Here is a 16,354-nt window from a genome sequence, read left to right as displayed (position 1 = left end):
ACTGTTTGCAGAAATGGTCGGTGGTCTGGCCCGAGGCGATCCGGGCCACCACCCGCAGTACGTCATCGACTTGAGCAAGTGCAATCGCCAACTGGTCAGGTCTCCTCAGGAGATCTTCGAGACCGCTATCCGCAAAACCGTCGAGTGGTAACTGAGTCATCGGAACGATGCCGTCAAGGGCGGCGCGGTAACTACCAACGTGATCAGGACTGGAGAATCATGAAAGGCATAATTCTGGCCGGCGGCTCCGGAACCCGGCTCTCCCCGATTACCCGCGGTGTGTCCAAGCAACTGCTGCCGATCTACGACAAACCGATGGTCTATTACCCCTTGTCGGCACTGATGCTCGCAGGTATCCGCGACATCCTGCTGATCAGCACTCCGGAAGATATAGGGGGGTTCCAGCGGCTGCTCGGTGATGGTAGCGAGCTCGGCATCAATCTGAGCTATGCCTTGCAGCCCAGCCCCGATGGCCTGGCACAGGCCTTCATCATTGGCGAAGAGTTCATCGGCACCGATTCGGTGTGCCTAGTGCTAGGCGACAACATTTTCTACGGCCAGGGCTTCAGGCCCATGTTGTGCCAAGCCGCTCAGCGCGAGAAAGGCGCCACTGTCTTTGGCTATCAGGTGAAGGACCCGGAGCGTTTTGGTGTGGTCGAGTTCGATCACAACAAACGCGCCATCTCCATCGAGGAGAAGCCGCTCAAGCCCAAGTCCCAGTTCGCCGTCACCGGCCTGTATTTCTACGACAACGACGTGGTGGAGATCGCCAGGCAAGTGAGACCCTCCGCTCGGGGCGAGCTGGAAATCACCAGCATCAATCAGATCTACCTGGAGCGTGACGAGCTCTACGTCGAATTGCTCGGTCGCGGTTTCGCCTGGCTGGACACCGGCACCCATGAAAGCCTGATGGAAGCCGGGCTTTTCGTAGAAACCATCGAGAAACGCCAAGGCTACAAAATCGCCTGCCTTGAAGAAATTGCCCTCAACAATGGCTGGCTGAACGCTGATGACCTGCAGCGTATCGGCCAGACCTTGAGCAAGAACAGTTATGGCCAGTACTTGCTTGCCCTGGCCAGGGAGGGCGTATGAGCGATAAACCGGTTTACGTCACCCAACCCTACTTGCCACCGCTGGATGAGTTCATCCCCTATCTGCAACAGATCTGGGACAACAAGATCCTCACCAATGGCGGACCGATGCACAAGGAGTTGGAAACTGCGCTTTCCAACTACCTCGGTGTCGACCACATCGCCCTGTTCAACAATGGCACCATCGCCCTGCTCACTGCGTTGCAGGCACTGCGCGTGGCGGGTGAAGTCATCACCACACCATACTCCTTCGTTGCTACCGCACATTCCCTGCTGTGGAATGGCATCAAACCCGTGTTCGTGGATATCGATCCGCACACCCTCAACCTGGATCCGGCCAGGATCGAGGCCGCCATTACCCCGCAGACCACCGCCATCATGCCGGTGCATTGCTATGGCAACCCCTGTGATGTCGAAGCCATCCAGAAAATAGCCGACAACTACAACCTGCGGGTGATCTACGACGCTGCCCATGCTTTTGGTGTGCAGGATGAAGAGGGCAGCATCCTCCGCCATGGCGATCTCAGCGTGCTGAGTTTCCATGCCACCAAGGTATTCAACACCTTCGAAGGTGGCGCCATTATCTGCCCGGATGCCAAGACCAAGAAGCGTATCGATCAGCTGAAGAACTTTGGCTTTGTCGATGAAGTCACCGTAGTGGCCCCCGGCATCAACGGCAAAATGAGCGAGATCAACGCGGCCTTCGGTCTGCTGCAACTGCAGCACATCGACCGTGCCATGGCCCGTCGGCGCGAAATAAGCCAGGCCTATCGCGAACACCTGAAAGACGTCAAAGGCATTCGTATCGTCGAGGAAACCGGTCAGAAGGTCGCCAACTACTCCTACTTCCCGATCCTGCTGGAAGCCGACTATCCGCTGAGTCGCGACGAGCTGTACCTGAAGCTCAAGGAGAACAACATATTTGCCCGTCGCTACTTTTACCCACTGATAAGTGAGTTCCCAATGTACCGTGGGCTGGCCTCGGCGCAGCGCAATAACTTGCCGGTAGCAAACGCAGTCGCTGAAAAAGTGATCTGCCTGCCGATCTATCCAGCGCTTCAAGAAGCATCGATCAACGCAGTCGCGGAGCTCATTAACCAAGGTGCGAAGTGATGAATAAAGCTGTTGGCGGTTATTTCGAGCTTGAATTGCCTTCAGAAACCTCAAGCTATTATCCGGAGGCGCTTCGGTTTCAATCTGCTCGCGCTAGCTTCGTAACGTCAGTTCAGGTAAGCGAATTCAGTATTTCAGAATGGCGCCAAAGCCGGGTGTGGGGCTTGTTTATATAGAGCGTATTGATTAAAGGCGGTGGTCATGTCCAAAACAATTGCAATGATGCAGCCCTATCTGTTCCCATACCTTGGGTATTTCCAGTTAATAGCGGCCTCGGACTTGTTTGTGCTGGGTGATGATTTGCAGTATGTCAAGGGAAGTTGGGTGAATCGCAATCGAATTCTCGTTAACGGTGAACCAAAATTTATAACCTTTCCCCTTAAGAAAGATTGCCATACGTTGAATATAAATCAGCGTTATTTGAGTGGTGATATCCAAGGGGAATTGTCTCGAATAATTAGGATGATTACCCTTAGCTATTCACGTGCACCTTTTTTCAGCGAGGTGCTGCCTTGGCTGGAGCAGGTAATGCGGTTCCCGCAAATAAATTTGGCGCGATATGCTGAAAACGCTATTCGTGAAACCTGTGCGTATCTACATATCACCACTCCTATATTACGTTCGTCTGACTTGCATCTACCGCCACCAGTCGACCATCAAGATCGTGTTATTCAGACCATGGAGGTGTTGGGTGGAAATTCATACATCAACCCAATTGGTGGGCTCGGTTTGTATTCTCCTGATTATTTTATGAGTCGGGGTATAAAGCTAAATTTTCATCGCATTGATGAAATTGAATATAAGCAATTGACGAAGCCGTTTGTAGCCAACCTGTCGATCATAGATCTGTTGATGTTTAATGGTGTTGATCAGATACAAAATATGTTGAAGAGGTTTTCGTTGGGGGTTGCTGAAGAGGACTTTAGATCACTTGAATTGAATCGCCCCTATAGTCAAGGTTGCGCTATGTGAAAGGTATTTTTCGAATATTTTGGTAGGTCTGAAAAATGCAATTGGACTTGACTGAATATATGAAAACTCTAGCCTGTAGATGGCTCGAAAATCTTGCTGATCGCCATAGAAGAACTCCTGTAATCCAGAAGTTATCTCTGCGAATCCAGGCGTGCAAGCCGGTTTTTGATTTTTTATATGGGATTGTTAAAGGCTTTTTTGATGGTGTATCGAGTGTTTGGTATTAATTTGGGAGATTCGGCAAGCTCATGCCTCCCCTAGAGATAAATTGCCATATCGCGGGAAAATAAAATGATCATCGAAGAAATAGGGTTAATTATAAGTGCAGAAAGAGAACTTCAGGCTGGATTGTTTAGAGGAAACGATTCGATTGATGCCTATCTGAGTAAGCTTGAAAAAAGAGCCGAGTTTTATCTCCACTATATAGAAGGGCGTTGCGTAGGCTTTGTGGCGTTCTATTGTAACCATCAAGAAAGCCAGAAAGCATTTATTACACTTGTTCTTGTGCATCCGGAAGTGCGAGGGAGGAAGATAGCTACGGGTTTGGTTGCTGGGGTTATCGCCCTGGCCCGAGAAAGAGGATTTAAATTTTGCGAACTAGAGGTTTTCAAGAATAATGCAATAGCCATTAAATTATATAGAGGACTTGGGTTTTCAATATGCTCTACTAAAGAGTCTAGTTATATAATGTCAAGGGTAATTGATTGAAATAATTGGCGGGATCGTAATCAGAAAACGACAAGTGATTATTTTGATAAATGAAAAGAATACCTCTCTATGATGAGATCTAAATTGTCCTTGGCGCATAATATCCTGGCTAATTACGCGAGCCAGATTTATGTCACCGCCGTAGGCATCCTGGTCCTGCCCCTGTATATCAAATACATGGGGGCAGAAGTCTATGGCCTTGTGGGCTTTTTCACCATGCTGCAAGCCTGGTTTGTTCTTCTGGATTTTGGATTGACTCCCACAATTGGCCGCGAAACCGCCCGCTTCCATGGCGGCGTCATGTCCACGTTGGCCTATCGCCAGTTATTTCGCGCACTCAGCCTGATCTTTATCGGTATTGCCGTGATCGGGGGTACTGGTTTGTGGCTCCTCTCCGGGGTGATTGCTACCCGTTGGCTGAATGTCACTGAGTTGCCGCTGGTTGAAGTCGTACTGGCCATGAAAATCATGGGCATCAGTGTGGCCCTGCGCTGGATGGGGGGGCTATACCGGGGCGTGGTTACTGGCGCCGAACGTATGGTTGGGCTCAGTATTTTCAATGCCCTGATTGCCACTCTGCGCTTTGTTGCGGTCTTCGCCAGCATGTGGCTGTTCGGCTTTTCAGCGTTTGTCTTCTTCATTCACCAGTTGGTTATCGCGCTGGCGGAATTACTGGGCCTGTTCTTGATGAGCCGGCGTCTACTGCCCACGCAGGTCAGCCTGGATCAGCCCGTCGGCTGGTCATTCCGGCCAATAAAGCCACTGCTGAAATTCGCCCTGACCATCGCCATCACTACATCGGTCTGGATACTGGTCACGCAAACCGACAAGTTAGTGCTGTCGGGTTTTATGCCACTCGAGGAGTACGGCTACTTCACCCTCGCCGTGCTGGTCGCCGGTGGCATCCTGGTCATTAGCGGCCCCATCAGCAGTGCCATCATGCCGCGTCTGGCCAAGCTACATGCTGAGGGCAAGCACGATGAGATGATCAAAGTCTACCGCAACGCCACCCAGCTGGTCAGCATTATCGGTGGCTCTGCGGCTATCACCCTGGCTACCTTCGCTGAACCGCTGTTATTTGCCTGGACCGGTGATGCGCAACTTGCAGCCAAAGCCGCCCCTATCATGCGTTTGTACGCGATCGGTAATGGCTTGCTCGTCGTCGGCGCATTCACCTACTACCTGCAATATGCCAAGGGGAACCTGCGTTATCACCTGATTGGCAATGCCGGAATGGCCGTTGTACTGATTCCAAGCATCGTATTTGCCGCCATGCACTTCGGGGGCATTGGAGCAGGTTACGTCTGGCTCGGCATCAACGCTTTTTCCTTCCTGTTATGGGGTGCGTATATCCACCATAAACTCGAGCCTGGTCTGCATCTCTCCTGGCTCTTCCAGGATGTCGCGAAGATCATTCTGCTCGCAATGCTACCGCCGTTGATACTCGTCAGCCTGGGCGTTACCGCGGAGACCAGGTTGCTGAGTCTGGCGATGGTGGTCATGGGAGGGCTTGTTTCAATTGCTGGGGCGTTGGCGGGCTCCACAACCTGGAAAAGCTGGATGCTCGGCAGGTTCGCATGTGAATCCAAGATCAAGAATTTACAGAGCTAATGGATTACCTAACAAGGTAGGCGGGTTAAATAGCCATGAAAGAATTCAATCTGGATAAATTCCTTAGCACACCTCTTCCAACAGAAGAGGAAATAATTTCATCGTGGCAAGGGGATACCATAAAACCTGTCGTGAGCGTGGTCTGTCTGACATACAACCAGGACAAGTATATAGAGGATGCAATTCGTGGGTTTTTGATTCAAAGAACGAGCTTCCCATTCGAGGTGATCATTCACGATGATGCATCGACTGATTCGACCGCCAAAAAAATACTTGAGTACAAGGAAAGATACCCAAACATAATAAAGCCGGTCATTCAGGCAGAGAATCAATACTCGAAGTCGCCATTCTCTGTAATGTCAGAAGCTTTCAAGGTTGCTTCAGGAGAGTACGTGGCGATATGCGAAGGCGATGATTTCTGGATCGATGAGGTGAAATTGCAGTCGCAGTTTTCAATGATGAAGCTGAACCCTGAAATTAAAATATGCTTTCACACATGCCATGAGACTGGGGGGGCGCAGGTCAAGCAGCTTTTGAAAAGATTCTTGTTATATCCTAAAAAGGTAGGAATTGTTGATGCGGGAGAAATTATAAGGAACGGTGGTGGTTATATGCCGACTGCATCGATTTTCATGAAAAAAACAGAGATGATTAACTTTCCAGACTGGTTTTCATCCTGTCCGGTTGGGGACTATTTTATGCAGATTATTCTTGCCAACCCTGGCGGGGCGCTGTTCTCACCTAAAGTTATGAGCGTCTATCGAAAGTTTGCAGATGGCTCCTGGTCGGAGAAAATTTCAAAATCTAGCGAATTTAGCGTGGCTCATAGTATAAAAATGGCAGATTCGCTGAATAAATTGAAGCTATATTTTTCTTCTAGGTATGGCGATGAGATAGATGGGGTCATAAATCTGATGATTCTTTCGGTTCTTTTGAATAAGTATATTGATAAAGCGCACAAGGAAAGATTGATCAGCTTTATTCCTGAGTCTGTAATGGTCAAGGAAGCCTACAGGGCAGCTCAGAGCCCCCATGATCCTAGGTCAATATTGATTCGACATGTAATGTCGGGCTATTTGTCGTTGCTGCGCTTCGTGAGGATCTTCAAAGTGTCCTGCAAGTGGGCGGCAAAATGATATTCCATGCCAAAGGTCAGTTGGGAGGCTAAATGAACAGCATGCCTGCCATCGATTCAAGTTTGATAAGCTACCCGGTAAGTGCGCGAAACGTTTTTTACGCGGGAACGTTGCTCTCCCTGCTAACCCTGTCACTTCCTTTTACCAGGCTGGTTTCCGGGGTAAATCTTATTCTGTTTGCTGTTTTGTTTGCTGTATTTGCCTTCCTGAATCGAAGAGCGCAGAAGCTTCCAGGGGCTTTGGCTTTTTTCTGTTCGATTTCGTTGTGTTATGCGGTGTTGTCTGTTTTCAATGTATTTCCTTCAGTGTGGACGCGCTACTTCCAGATTTCCGCAATACCTCAGCAGGCACTTTTTGCCTATGCAATCCCGACCACCTTTCTGGTGATGACTTTCTACTTTAAAGAGAGGATCAAAGCAGCTGATGGTCGCAGGGGGTTGGCCAATCTATTTTTGCTATGGGTGGTGATGAATTATCTGGATATGCTGACTTCAGATGCGTTCAGCTTTAAAGGCTTGGTCAGTATCAGTGGTCTTGGTAATGTTCCTGCGCTCGTCATTGCAGCAACCTCTCTTTATTTGAGTACAATCAAGACTCCGGGTAAGAGGGTCGGTCTTTTATTGGTTTTCCTTGCAATGAGCTTTATGAGTCCTTTTTCGCAGAATAAAATCTATGCATTGATTTTCGCTGGTATGTGGCTATTCCCAAGATATGCTTTTTGGATGCTGGTGGCGCTGATTTCCAGTAGTGTCCTCCTCTATGCGTCCACGGTTGGTTCGCCTTTGTCGGTTGCTTTTATAGATGCAAACCTTGCTGTTCGTCTCGTGCTGTTACGAGATGCGCTGGAAGGCATTGTCGGGTCAAATTTCATAGGGGTTGGGTTTGGAACGGAGTCAATCAGGAACTATTACCTGGTTTTCGATAGTCCGGTATTCGCCAATGAAGAAGAGGCAGGTTTCATTCACCTTTCAGTGCACAATTCGTTTGCCGCCATACCTTTTCGAGTTGGCCTGGTAGGGTTCATTGCACTGCTCGTCTTCTTATGGCAGACCCTTATGAAGGTTAAAGCGGATGGTCCGCTTAATGAAAAAGCCTTGAAGTGCTCACTTTTTGCTGCGTTTTTCATTGTTTCTTTCCAGAATCCGGCTATTGAGAGCTATGCATACTTGTATGGTGTGTGCATGTATTTGAGCCTGATCTGGGCCTTCGATAGGCCGGTCATAGAGATTGACAAGCGCTTGCCAGTGCGCCGTTCAGGCAAAGACCAATTGGGCGCTGTTCAGCTCTGGATTCACTCTCGGCTACGCTAGAGTGTGGTTGGTCAATATATGTATCGTTTCTTGATGCTGTTTTTACGGGCAGGCTTTCAATTTCTTTCCGGGTTGCCAGGTAGTGTCAATTTCGTGAAGTAGTCAAATCAACTCCTGGGTCAATCTCCGGCGCTACGCCACCGGCTCCGAGTCGGCTGGCAACAAGCTGGCGGATGATTCGGAAGTGGCCTTCTCAACGTTCTGTATCTGCTGTTCCAACAAGGCGCTTCGCTTTTGTCGAAACTGCTTCAGTTCGAGTCAAGGAGTTCTCATGGGAATACAAGTCATCCATGGTGAATGCCATCTGCCGGGAGAATCTCGAAGTCCAGATGTGCCGAAGCAGATACGGTCTTTATTAGTTCATGACTACTATTCGTCAGAGTTTCCGTCGGGTGAAAACCAGGTCTTCGAGACGGAAAAGCATTTGCTGCGATCCCATGGCCAAGAGGTGTCTGAGTTTGTTCGTCATAGTGATGAAATTCGCGCGCAAGGAAGCTGGGGCACAGTAAAGGGCGCATTGGCAACGCCGTGGAACCCTTGGGCATCTGCCGCCTTGTTACGTGAGATAGAGCGCTTCAAGCCTGATGTCGTGCATGCCCACAATACTTTCCCTTTGCTTTCTCCTGGGATCTTCCATGCGATTGGCAAACGTGCAGCGCGTGTTCTGACACTTCATAACTACCGATTGTTTTGCCCGGCCGCCATTCCCATGCGTGACGGGAAGGTCTGTACCGAATGCCTCGATAAGCACTCACCCATGCCGGCGATGATTCATGGGTGCTATCGCAGCAGTCGTGCTGCGACGCTGCCGCTGGCCTTTAGTGTGGGTTTGCACCGCGCACTCGGTACCTGGAGCGATCAGGTGGACGCATATATCTGTCTCTCCGAGTTCCAGCGCGGGTTGATGATCAACGCCGGGTTGCCGAGCGAGAAGGTGCACGTCAAACCCAATTTCTATCCCGGCAATCCTCCGGTCACTGCCTGGGCACAGCGAAAGCCCTACGTGATTTTTGCCGGGCGTCTGACTGCGGAAAAAGGCCTGTTCAGCCTGCTCCGCGCCTGGCAGGCCTGGGGTGCAGCCGCTCCTGAGCTCCGCTTGGTGGGCGATGGCGAGTTACGACCTGAGCTGGAGCGTATGGCTGCGGGTCTGCCGGTGAGTTTCCTGGGCCAGGTCAGCGCAGAGCAGGCGCAAGCACAGATTGCCGGTGCACGTTTACTGGTGTTGTCGTCTGAGTGCTTTGAGGGCTTCCCGATGGTCGTCCGCGAAGCGTTCGCCTTTGGTACACCCGCTGGCGTATCCGATCTTGGTCCCCTGCCGACGATCGTGCAGCACGGAAAAAGTGGCGTGGTTTTCCAGCCATCCAATCCCCAGTCGTTGTTGCAGGAAGTGCGTACCGCCTGGGAGACGCCAGGGCTCCTCGAGCAGCTTGGCCAAGGCGCACGCGCCGAGTTTGAGAGCCAGTACACCGAAGAAGCCAACTTCGCCTCTTTGATGGACATTTATCAACAGGCCATTGAGGTGTCGCGCAATGGATAGACATCTCGACAACGATCAGCGGGCTGTGAGTTCGGTGATCGGTGCGCCCATCGACTCGTTGAGCTGGTCGCAGGTATTGACCTGCCTCGCGATCTGGGCAGCGGCGCGGGAAAGTCGCTATGTCTGTATTTGCAACGTCCACTCGGTGGTTACTGCTCATCACAACCAGGACTTCGCCAAGGTGATCCGCGAGGCGGATATGGCCACGCCAGATGGCTCCCCCGTGGCCTGGTTGATGCGTCGTATGGGCGTTTCCAGGCAGGAGCGGATCAATGGCCCCGACCTGATGTGGCAATACTGCGCCGAGGCCGCGCAGCGTGGGGAGTCGATCTATCTATATGGCGGCATGCCGCAAACCCTTGAGATTCTCCAGCGCAAGCTGCTGGAGCAGTTTCCCGGGCTGACGATTGCCGGTGCCTGCTCGCCGCCCTTTCGCCCGTTGACCATCGAAGAAGATGCCGCTGTGGTTGACGCCATCAACGCTTCCGGCGCTGGCACTGTCTGGGTCAGCCTGGGCTGCCCGAAGCAGGAGCAATGGATGGCTGAGCATTGCGGGCGGATCAATGCGGTGATGGTAGGCGTCGGTGCCGCCTTCGATTATCACGCCGGCACCATTCAGCGTGCGCCGCTGTGGATGCAACAGCACGGCCTGGAATGGCTTCACAGGGTGTGTAGCGAGCCACGGCGTTTGTGGAAGCGTTACCTGGTGACCAACACCCTTTTCATTGTGCATGCCGTGCGACAGCTGTTGGGTCGTTGATTCACTGCGCAGCCCCCGCGGTATTACCTCTCTCTGACTTGAAGAGGACTGATAGATGACACAGAAAAAAGCCCTTATCACCGGCATCACCGGCCAAGACGGCTCCTATCTCGCAGAACTCCTGCTGGAAAAAGGCTATGAGGTACATGGCATCAAGCGTCGCGCTTCCTCCTTCAATACCCAGCGCGTGGATCACATCTATCAGGGGCCGCATGTCGATGATCGCAACTTCGTGCTGCATTACGGCGATCTGAGCGACTCATCCAACCTCACCCGCATCATCCAGGAAGTGCATCCGGATGAGGTCTACAACCTGGGCGCACAGTCCCACGTAGCCGTGAGTTTCGAGTCGCCGGAATACACGGCCGATGTGGATGCCTTGGGCACCCTGCGCATTCTCGAAGCGATTCGCCTGCTTGGGCTGGAGAAAAAGACTCGCTTCTACCAGGCGTCCACTTCCGAGCTCTTCGGCCAGGTGCAAGAAATCCCGCAGAAGGAAACCACGCCCTTCTACCCACGCTCACCCTATGCGGCGGCCAAGCTCTACGCCTACTGGATCACGGTCAACTACCGTGAGGCCTATGGCATGTATGCCTGCAACGGCATCCTGTTCAACCACGAGTCGCCGCGCCGTGGCGAAACCTTCGTGACCCGCAAGATCACCCGTGGCCTGGCCAATATTGCGCAAGGCCTGGAACACTGCCTGTATCTGGGCAACATGAATTCGCTGCGTGACTGGGGACACGCCAGGGACTACGTGCGCATGCAATGGATGATGTTGCAGCAGGAACAGCCGGATGACTTCGTCATCGCCACTGGCGTGCAGTATTCCGTTCGCGAATTCATCCGCTGGTCTGCGGCAGAACTGGGGGTCACCTTGCGCTTCGAAGGTGAAGGTGTGGACGAAATGGCCATTGTCGAACGCCTTGCGGGCGACAAGGCGCCGGCCCTCAAGATCGGCGATGTGGTTGTTCGCGTCGACCCTCGCTACTTCCGTCCAACCGAAGTGGAAACCTTGCTTGGCGACCCCACCAAGGCCAAGCAGAAGCTGGGCTGGGTACCGGAAATCACGGTGCAGGAAATGTGCGCCGAGATGATTCGTGAAGACCTCAAGGTCGCGCAGCGTCACGCGCTCCTCAAACAGCACGGCCACGAAGTGCCGGTTGCAGGGGAGCACTGAACGTGGTCCGAGATCTGAACCAGGCTGTTTTCGTCGCCGGCCATCGCGGCATGGTGGGGTCGGCCATCGTCCGCCGCCTCAAGGCGCTGGGCTATACCCATATTCTCGTGGCCGCGCATGATGAGGTGGATCTGCTCGACCAGGCCGCCGTGCAATCTTTCTTCAACACCAACCGTATTGATCAGGTGTATCTGGCGGCGGCCAAGGTGGGCGGGATTCACGCCAACAACAGCTATCCGGCGGACTTCATCTACCAGAACCTGATGATCGAAGCCAACGTCATCCAGGCGGCGCACCAGGCTGGCGTGCAGAAGCTTCTGTTCCTCGGCTCATCCTGCATCTATCCCAAGCATGCTGAGCAGCCGATGCGGGAAGACGCCTTGCTCACGGGGATCCTCGAGCCCACCAACGAGCCTTACGCCATCGCCAAGATCGCCGGGATCAAACTGTGCGAAAGCTATAACCGCCAGCATGGCCGCGACTACCGCAGCGTGATGCCGACCAACCTGTATGGCCCCCACGACAACTATCACCCACAGAACAGCCACGTGATCCCGGCGCTCCTGCGCCGTTTCCACGAAGCCGTGCAGCGGGGTGACGAAGAAGTGGTGATCTGGGGCAGCGGCAAACCGATGCGCGAATTCCTGCATGTGGACGACATGGCCGCCGCCAGCGTGCATGTGATGGAGTTGGAGAGTGCAACGTATCAGGCCAACACCCAGCCGATGCTCTCGCACATCAACGTGGGCACCGGTGTCGATTGCAGTATCCGCGAACTGGCGGAAACCCTCGCCAAGGTTACGGGTTTCGCCGGCCGGTTGGGCTTCGATGCCAGCAAGCCGGACGGCACCCCGCGCAAGCTGATGGATGTGTCCCGCCTGAAAGCGCTGGGTTGGCAAGCCAGCATCGGACTGGAGGAGGGCCTGCGCGATGCCTACCGCTGGTACGTCGAGAACGTGGAGCATGCGCGCATGCACTGACGGTGCCTCCCGCCTCCACACGGCTGCCCGTCCAGGCGTTACCCGCACCTTGTCGATTTCGTGCCTGGATTTTTTCAGGAGCAATCATGTGGCTGAGTAACGAGTCTTTCCGCACGGTCGTGGCACTGACTCCGCTGGTCGCCATCGACCTGGTGGTGCAGAACGCCGAAGGGGCCATTCTCCTTGGCCAGCGGCTGAACCGCCCAGCCCACGGGTACTGGTTCGTACCCGGGGGCCGGATCCTGAAGAACGAGAGTCTCGATGCTGCGTTCCGGAGACTGACTCTGGACGAGCTGGGGCAGGCGTTCGAGCGACGCCAGGCGCGTTTGCTGGGTGTCTATGAGCACTTCTACAGCGATAGCGTGTTTGGCGATACGCCAACCCATCCCGACACCCATTACGTCGTGCTGGGTTACCAGCTCCGCCTACCCCCTTCTACGACGCTCATAACCCCTGCCGCCCAGCACGACTGCTTCCGCTGGTGGCGCGTGGCCGAGATGCAGGCCAGCTCCCAGGTGCACGACAACGCTCGCGCCTACCTGGATGCCCTGCAATAGCACTTCCAACAGCTTTAGAGGACGCCCGAAATGTTCCTACCGGTCATCATGGCCGGCGGTTCAGGCTCCCGCCTGTGGCCGCTGTCGCGTCAACTCAAACCGAAACAGTTCCTGCCGTTGGCCGATGCTGGCCTCTCCATGTTGCAGGCCACTATCAGGCGCCTTGAGGGGCTCGACGCCGGGTTGCCCCGGCTGATCTGCAACGAGGAGCACCGATTCCTCGCTGCCGAGCAACTGCGCCTGCTGGGCATGGCGAAGGCCAACATCCTGCTCGAACCCGTCGGCCGTAACACTGCACCGGCCATTGCCCTGGCGGCCTTGCAGGCGTGCGCCGAGGCCGATGACCCGCTGCTGCTGGTACTGGCGGCGGATCATCAGATCCAGGATGTATCGGCTTTCCATGCCAGTGTCCGGGCAGCCATGCCTCTGGCCGAGGACGGCAAGCTGGTGACATTCGGCATCGTCCCCACCCATGCGGAAACAGGCTATGGCTACATCGAGAAGGGTGAAGGCATAGGTGATACCGGTTTTGCGGTCAGCCGCTTTGTCGAAAAACCAAACATGATCGAGGCCCAGGAGTACCTGGCCAGCGGCAACTACTTCTGGAACAGCGGCATGTTCATGTTCCGTGCTAGCCGCTATCTGCATGAGTTGGAGCGCTTCCGGCCGGACATACTTGCGGCCTGTCGTACGGCCCTGGAAGGAGCCTCCCGGGACATGCAATTCACCCGCGTGGATCAAGCCGCCTTTACCGCCTGCCCGGAAGACTCCATCGACTACGCGGTGATGGAGAAGACCGAGGATGCGGCCATGGTGCCGCTGGATGCGGGCTGGAGTGACATCGGCTCCTGGTCGGCGCTTTGGGGCATCAGTGAAAAGGACGAGCAGGGCAACGTCTTCAAGGGTGACGTACTGCACCAGCGCTCGTGCAATAACTTTGTGCATGCCGACAGCCGCCTGGTCGCGACCGTTGGAGTCGACGACCTGGTCATCGTCGAAACCAAGGATGCCGTACTGGTTGCACACAAGGACCATGTGCAGGACGTGAAGAAGATCGTCGAGCAGTTGAAAGGCTGTTCGCGTAACGAGCACCTCAACCATCGCGAGGTCTATCGTCCCTGGGGCGTGTATGACTCCATCGACAGAGGTCAGCGTTACCAGGTCAAGCGAATTACCGTGCAGCCCGGCGCCAAGCTTTCGGTCCAGATGCATCACCACCGCGCCGAACACTGGATAGTCGTCAGCGGGACGGCCAAGGTCACCAATGGCGACAAGACCTACCTGGTAACCGAAAACCAGTCCACCTACATCCCCGTCGGCCAGGTCCACGCCTTGGAAAATCCAGGCGTCATTCCATTGGACCTGATCGAAGTGCAGTCGGGCTCCTACCTGGGTGAAGACGACATCGTGCGCTTCGAAGACAAGTACGGGCGGGCGTGAGCGCCACCCATGCATCCAGCACTCATTCGGACAACCGGGATGTCTCCAGCCCTCATGCGGTATTTGCGTGTTTTGCCCTTTTTTGCCGTCCTCGCGGTCATCCTGTTCGCCGGCTTGAAGCCTGAGCCGCTGCCAGAGGCAGTTGAGCAGCAGGACAAGCTGCACCATTTACTCGGCTTTGCTGCCTTGGCTGCGACCTCGCGCCTGGCGTTTCCCCGCGCGCATTTCATCTGGCTCCTGACCATCTGCCTGGGGACAGGACTGTTGATCGAACTGGGCCAGGGCTTGCTGCCCAACCGCACGCCATCGACGGGCGACGTGATCGCCAACACCCTCGGCGTAATGCTGGGCTGGATTGGCTCGCTGTGGTTGAAAAGCTGGTTGCGGGCTCGCCGTTATGGTTGTGCTGGCTGAGGCGGAAGGCGCGGTGCATCGAGGGGGTGTTCATGGCCATGGGGCGAGCCGTCCCTGCCGGGATGTTCTGCGTGCTTGCGCGGTGCGACCTGGCTGCCGGCGAGCACGGCTATCGCGCAGACAACGACCAAGGTCGCGGCGTTGGCCGGGATTTGCAGGTTGAAGTCAGTGCTGGAGTGGATCAGCAGGGCGACGATGCCCATCGCCGCGCCGAAACCTACTCCTCTGCGATACACCGACTCGCGCCGCCAAAGCGCCCTGAGTGCATACCACAAGGCCGCCAGGATGAAGGCAGCCAGTGGCAGGCTTCCCAGCAGGCCGAACTCGACGGCGAACTGGATATAGTCGTTGTGCGCATGGTCGAAATGGATGCGGATATCCTCGCCCGGGTATCTGGGGAACACCGCTTCGAAGCTGCCGGCGCCTTGGCCCATCAGCGGACGTTCCCGGAGCAGCGGCAGGGCGTAGCTGAACACATCGTCGCGAACTTCGTTGGCCTGCTGGACCACTTCGCCATTCACAACCACATCGTTCAAGCGGGTGCTGAGCACGCGATCCTTGAGTCTTTCCAGGCCGAAATACTGACTGACCACCAGGACGTCTATGAGAATGATGCTGGTCAGAATCAGGCCGTTACGCAGGCGATTCTCCTTTTCCAGCACGACGAACAGGCTACCCACCAGCAACAGGCTGGCGAAAAACGCAATGTTGCCCATGCGCGAGTGGGTCATCACCAGGGCGATGACCATGACAACCAGGGCCAGGCGCAGACGCGCCTTGGGGCCCATCAGCAGTTCCACCAGGTTCGCCCAGCTGAAGGGGCTGTCATCGCGCAGAGCCAGTAGCAGGCCGATGCCGCAGGCCAGGGTCATCTCCAGATAGCCGGCCAGATGGTTACGGTTGACGAAGGTGCCGGTCGCGTCGCCGATGTAGCTGTCCTTGGGACCGGCCAGCAGCCACTCCACATCGGAAAGGGTCATGAAGGCGCCAAAGAAGGCCTGCAGCGTACCGCTGACCACCAGCGTGCCGAGCAGCAGGTTGAGGCGCTTGCGGGTATGGAACAGCGCGATCACCAGCAGGAACAGCAGGCAATAGGCCAGGCCGAGCATCAGGTGTTGGAAGGTCGACCCTATATCGACAGTCAGGCCGGCCAGCCATTGCACCGCCACCCAGGCCTGCGTGAGTAGAAGCAGCGCAAGCAAGGGGAGGGCTGTCTTCATGGCCTTGTTCTGCGGGCCTCGTTCGGCACCATCGAAAAACTGGCCAATCGCCCAGGCGCAGCCCAGGCCGCCCATCAACAGGATGAACAGCCCAACCGCCCACTCGCGATTGCTGCCCAGGGGCATCGGCAGCCACACCAACACAAGCAGCATCGCGGCGAGCAGAAAGCGCTCAAGGTGGCTGGTGGACCGGAGCATAGGCGGGCTCTTCCGTTTGGTAGTTGGCAGCCATGCGCGGCGCGCGGCAGAGAGTGAATGGCGTAAGTGTAGGAGGGGGATACCGCGCCGGCGAAATAGTTCGTGTAGGAGCCAGCTTGCTGGCGAA

Annotated in this window: 15 protein-coding genes; 14 read left to right on the top strand and 1 reads right to left on the bottom strand. The window is 55.0% G+C overall.

Going from position 1 to position 16,354, the window contains the following annotated elements:
- Positions 1-219: 219 nt before the first annotated feature.
- The 14 genes from rfbA to J7302_RS06530 all read left to right on the top strand — a co-directional run bounded on the left by rfbA (position 220) and on the right by J7302_RS06530 (position 14,809).
- Complete coding sequence (gene rfbA / locus J7302_RS06595; protein ID WP_215372032.1) at positions 220-1,092, top strand: glucose-1-phosphate thymidylyltransferase RfbA; 873 nt, start codon at positions 220-222, stop codon at positions 1,090-1,092.
- On the top strand, positions 1,089-2,204 hold the full coding sequence (locus J7302_RS06590; protein WP_215372030.1) for a DegT/DnrJ/EryC1/StrS family aminotransferase: 1,116 nt from the start codon (positions 1,089-1,091) through the stop codon (positions 2,202-2,204). Before rfbA ends, J7302_RS06590 begins: the two co-directional genes overlap by 4 nt.
- Before the next feature lie 201 nt (positions 2,205-2,405).
- Complete coding sequence (locus tag J7302_RS06585; RefSeq protein WP_215372028.1) at positions 2,406-3,176, top strand: WbqC family protein; 771 nt, start codon at positions 2,406-2,408, stop codon at positions 3,174-3,176.
- A gap of 291 nt (positions 3,177-3,467) precedes the next feature.
- The gene (locus J7302_RS06580; protein ID WP_215372026.1) at positions 3,468-3,884 is read left to right on the top strand and encodes a GNAT family N-acetyltransferase; all 417 of its coding nucleotides are present in this window, start codon (positions 3,468-3,470) and stop codon (positions 3,882-3,884) included.
- 84 nt (positions 3,885-3,968) lie between these two features.
- The gene (locus tag J7302_RS06575) at positions 3,969-5,495 is read left to right on the top strand and encodes an oligosaccharide flippase family protein (protein WP_251701885.1); all 1,527 of its coding nucleotides are present in this window, start codon (positions 3,969-3,971) and stop codon (positions 5,493-5,495) included.
- A gap of 35 nt (positions 5,496-5,530) precedes the next feature.
- Complete coding sequence (locus J7302_RS06570) at positions 5,531-6,631, top strand: glycosyltransferase family 2 protein (protein ID WP_215372024.1); 1,101 nt, start codon at positions 5,531-5,533, stop codon at positions 6,629-6,631.
- A gap of 32 nt (positions 6,632-6,663) precedes the next feature.
- Positions 6,664-7,941, top strand: coding sequence for a hypothetical protein (locus tag J7302_RS06565; RefSeq protein WP_215372022.1), 1,278 nt, complete (start codon positions 6,664-6,666; stop codon positions 7,939-7,941).
- 271 nt (positions 7,942-8,212) lie between these two features.
- The gene (locus tag J7302_RS06560) at positions 8,213-9,478 is read left to right on the top strand and encodes a glycosyltransferase family 4 protein (RefSeq protein WP_215372020.1); all 1,266 of its coding nucleotides are present in this window, start codon (positions 8,213-8,215) and stop codon (positions 9,476-9,478) included.
- Entirely contained in the window at positions 9,471-10,238 is a 768-nt protein-coding gene (locus J7302_RS06555) for a WecB/TagA/CpsF family glycosyltransferase (protein WP_215372018.1), read from the top strand. The genes J7302_RS06560 and J7302_RS06555 overlap by 8 nt, the downstream gene beginning before the upstream one ends.
- Before the next feature lie 55 nt (positions 10,239-10,293).
- The gene (gmd, locus tag J7302_RS06550) at positions 10,294-11,418 is read left to right on the top strand and encodes a GDP-mannose 4,6-dehydratase (protein WP_215372016.1); all 1,125 of its coding nucleotides are present in this window, start codon (positions 10,294-10,296) and stop codon (positions 11,416-11,418) included.
- A 2-nt stretch (positions 11,419-11,420) separates the two neighbouring features.
- On the top strand, positions 11,421-12,398 hold the full coding sequence (fcl, locus tag J7302_RS06545; protein WP_215372013.1) for a GDP-L-fucose synthase: 978 nt from the start codon (positions 11,421-11,423) through the stop codon (positions 12,396-12,398).
- Positions 12,399-12,484: 86 nt separating this feature from the next.
- Complete coding sequence (locus J7302_RS06540) at positions 12,485-12,955, top strand: GDP-mannose mannosyl hydrolase (RefSeq protein WP_215372011.1); 471 nt, start codon at positions 12,485-12,487, stop codon at positions 12,953-12,955.
- Between the two features lie 30 nt (positions 12,956-12,985).
- Complete coding sequence (locus J7302_RS06535) at positions 12,986-14,395, top strand: mannose-1-phosphate guanylyltransferase/mannose-6-phosphate isomerase (RefSeq protein ID WP_215372009.1); 1,410 nt, start codon at positions 12,986-12,988, stop codon at positions 14,393-14,395.
- Positions 14,396-14,449: 54 nt separating this feature from the next.
- Positions 14,450-14,809, top strand: a complete 360-nt coding sequence (locus J7302_RS06530) for a VanZ family protein (RefSeq protein ID WP_215372474.1) — start codon at positions 14,450-14,452, stop codon at positions 14,807-14,809.
- Here J7302_RS06530 and J7302_RS06525 read toward each other — a convergent pair.
- Entirely contained in the window at positions 14,791-16,227 is a 1,437-nt protein-coding gene (locus J7302_RS06525; RefSeq protein WP_215372007.1) for an O-antigen ligase family protein, read from the bottom strand. The two genes, J7302_RS06530 and J7302_RS06525, sit on opposite strands and share 19 nt — an antisense overlap.
- Between the last annotated feature and the right edge of the window lie 127 nt (positions 16,228-16,354).

The sequence above is a fragment of the Metapseudomonas boanensis genome (assembly GCF_018704125.1).
Classification (GTDB): domain Bacteria; phylum Pseudomonadota; class Gammaproteobacteria; order Pseudomonadales; family Pseudomonadaceae; genus Metapseudomonas; species Metapseudomonas boanensis.
This window is presented reverse-complemented; position numbering and strand designations above follow the sequence as displayed.

Coding starts and splice junctions, on each gene's coding strand:
- J7302_RS06570 (WP_215372024.1), top strand. CDS start 5,531: ATGAAAGAATTCAATCTGGATAAATTCCTTAGCACACCTCTTCCAACA.
- J7302_RS06555 (WP_215372018.1), top strand. CDS start 9,471: ATGGATAGACATCTCGACAACGATCAGCGGGCTGTGAGTTCGGTGATC.
- J7302_RS06590 (WP_215372030.1), top strand. CDS start 1,089: ATGAGCGATAAACCGGTTTACGTCACCCAACCCTACTTGCCACCGCTG.
- rfbA (WP_215372032.1), top strand. CDS start 220: ATGAAAGGCATAATTCTGGCCGGCGGCTCCGGAACCCGGCTCTCCCCG.
- J7302_RS06585 (WP_215372028.1), top strand. CDS start 2,406: ATGTCCAAAACAATTGCAATGATGCAGCCCTATCTGTTCCCATACCTT.
- J7302_RS06525 (WP_215372007.1), bottom strand. CDS start 16,227: ATGCTCCGGTCCACCAGCCACCTTGAGCGCTTTCTGCTCGCCGCGATG.
- J7302_RS06540 (WP_215372011.1), top strand. CDS start 12,485: ATGTGGCTGAGTAACGAGTCTTTCCGCACGGTCGTGGCACTGACTCCG.
- J7302_RS06530 (WP_215372474.1), top strand. CDS start 14,450: ATGCGGTATTTGCGTGTTTTGCCCTTTTTTGCCGTCCTCGCGGTCATC.
- gmd (WP_215372016.1), top strand. CDS start 10,294: ATGACACAGAAAAAAGCCCTTATCACCGGCATCACCGGCCAAGACGGC.
- J7302_RS06535 (WP_215372009.1), top strand. CDS start 12,986: ATGTTCCTACCGGTCATCATGGCCGGCGGTTCAGGCTCCCGCCTGTGG.
- J7302_RS06560 (WP_215372020.1), top strand. CDS start 8,213: ATGGGAATACAAGTCATCCATGGTGAATGCCATCTGCCGGGAGAATCT.
- J7302_RS06565 (WP_215372022.1), top strand. CDS start 6,664: ATGAACAGCATGCCTGCCATCGATTCAAGTTTGATAAGCTACCCGGTA.
- J7302_RS06580 (WP_215372026.1), top strand. CDS start 3,468: ATGATCATCGAAGAAATAGGGTTAATTATAAGTGCAGAAAGAGAACTT.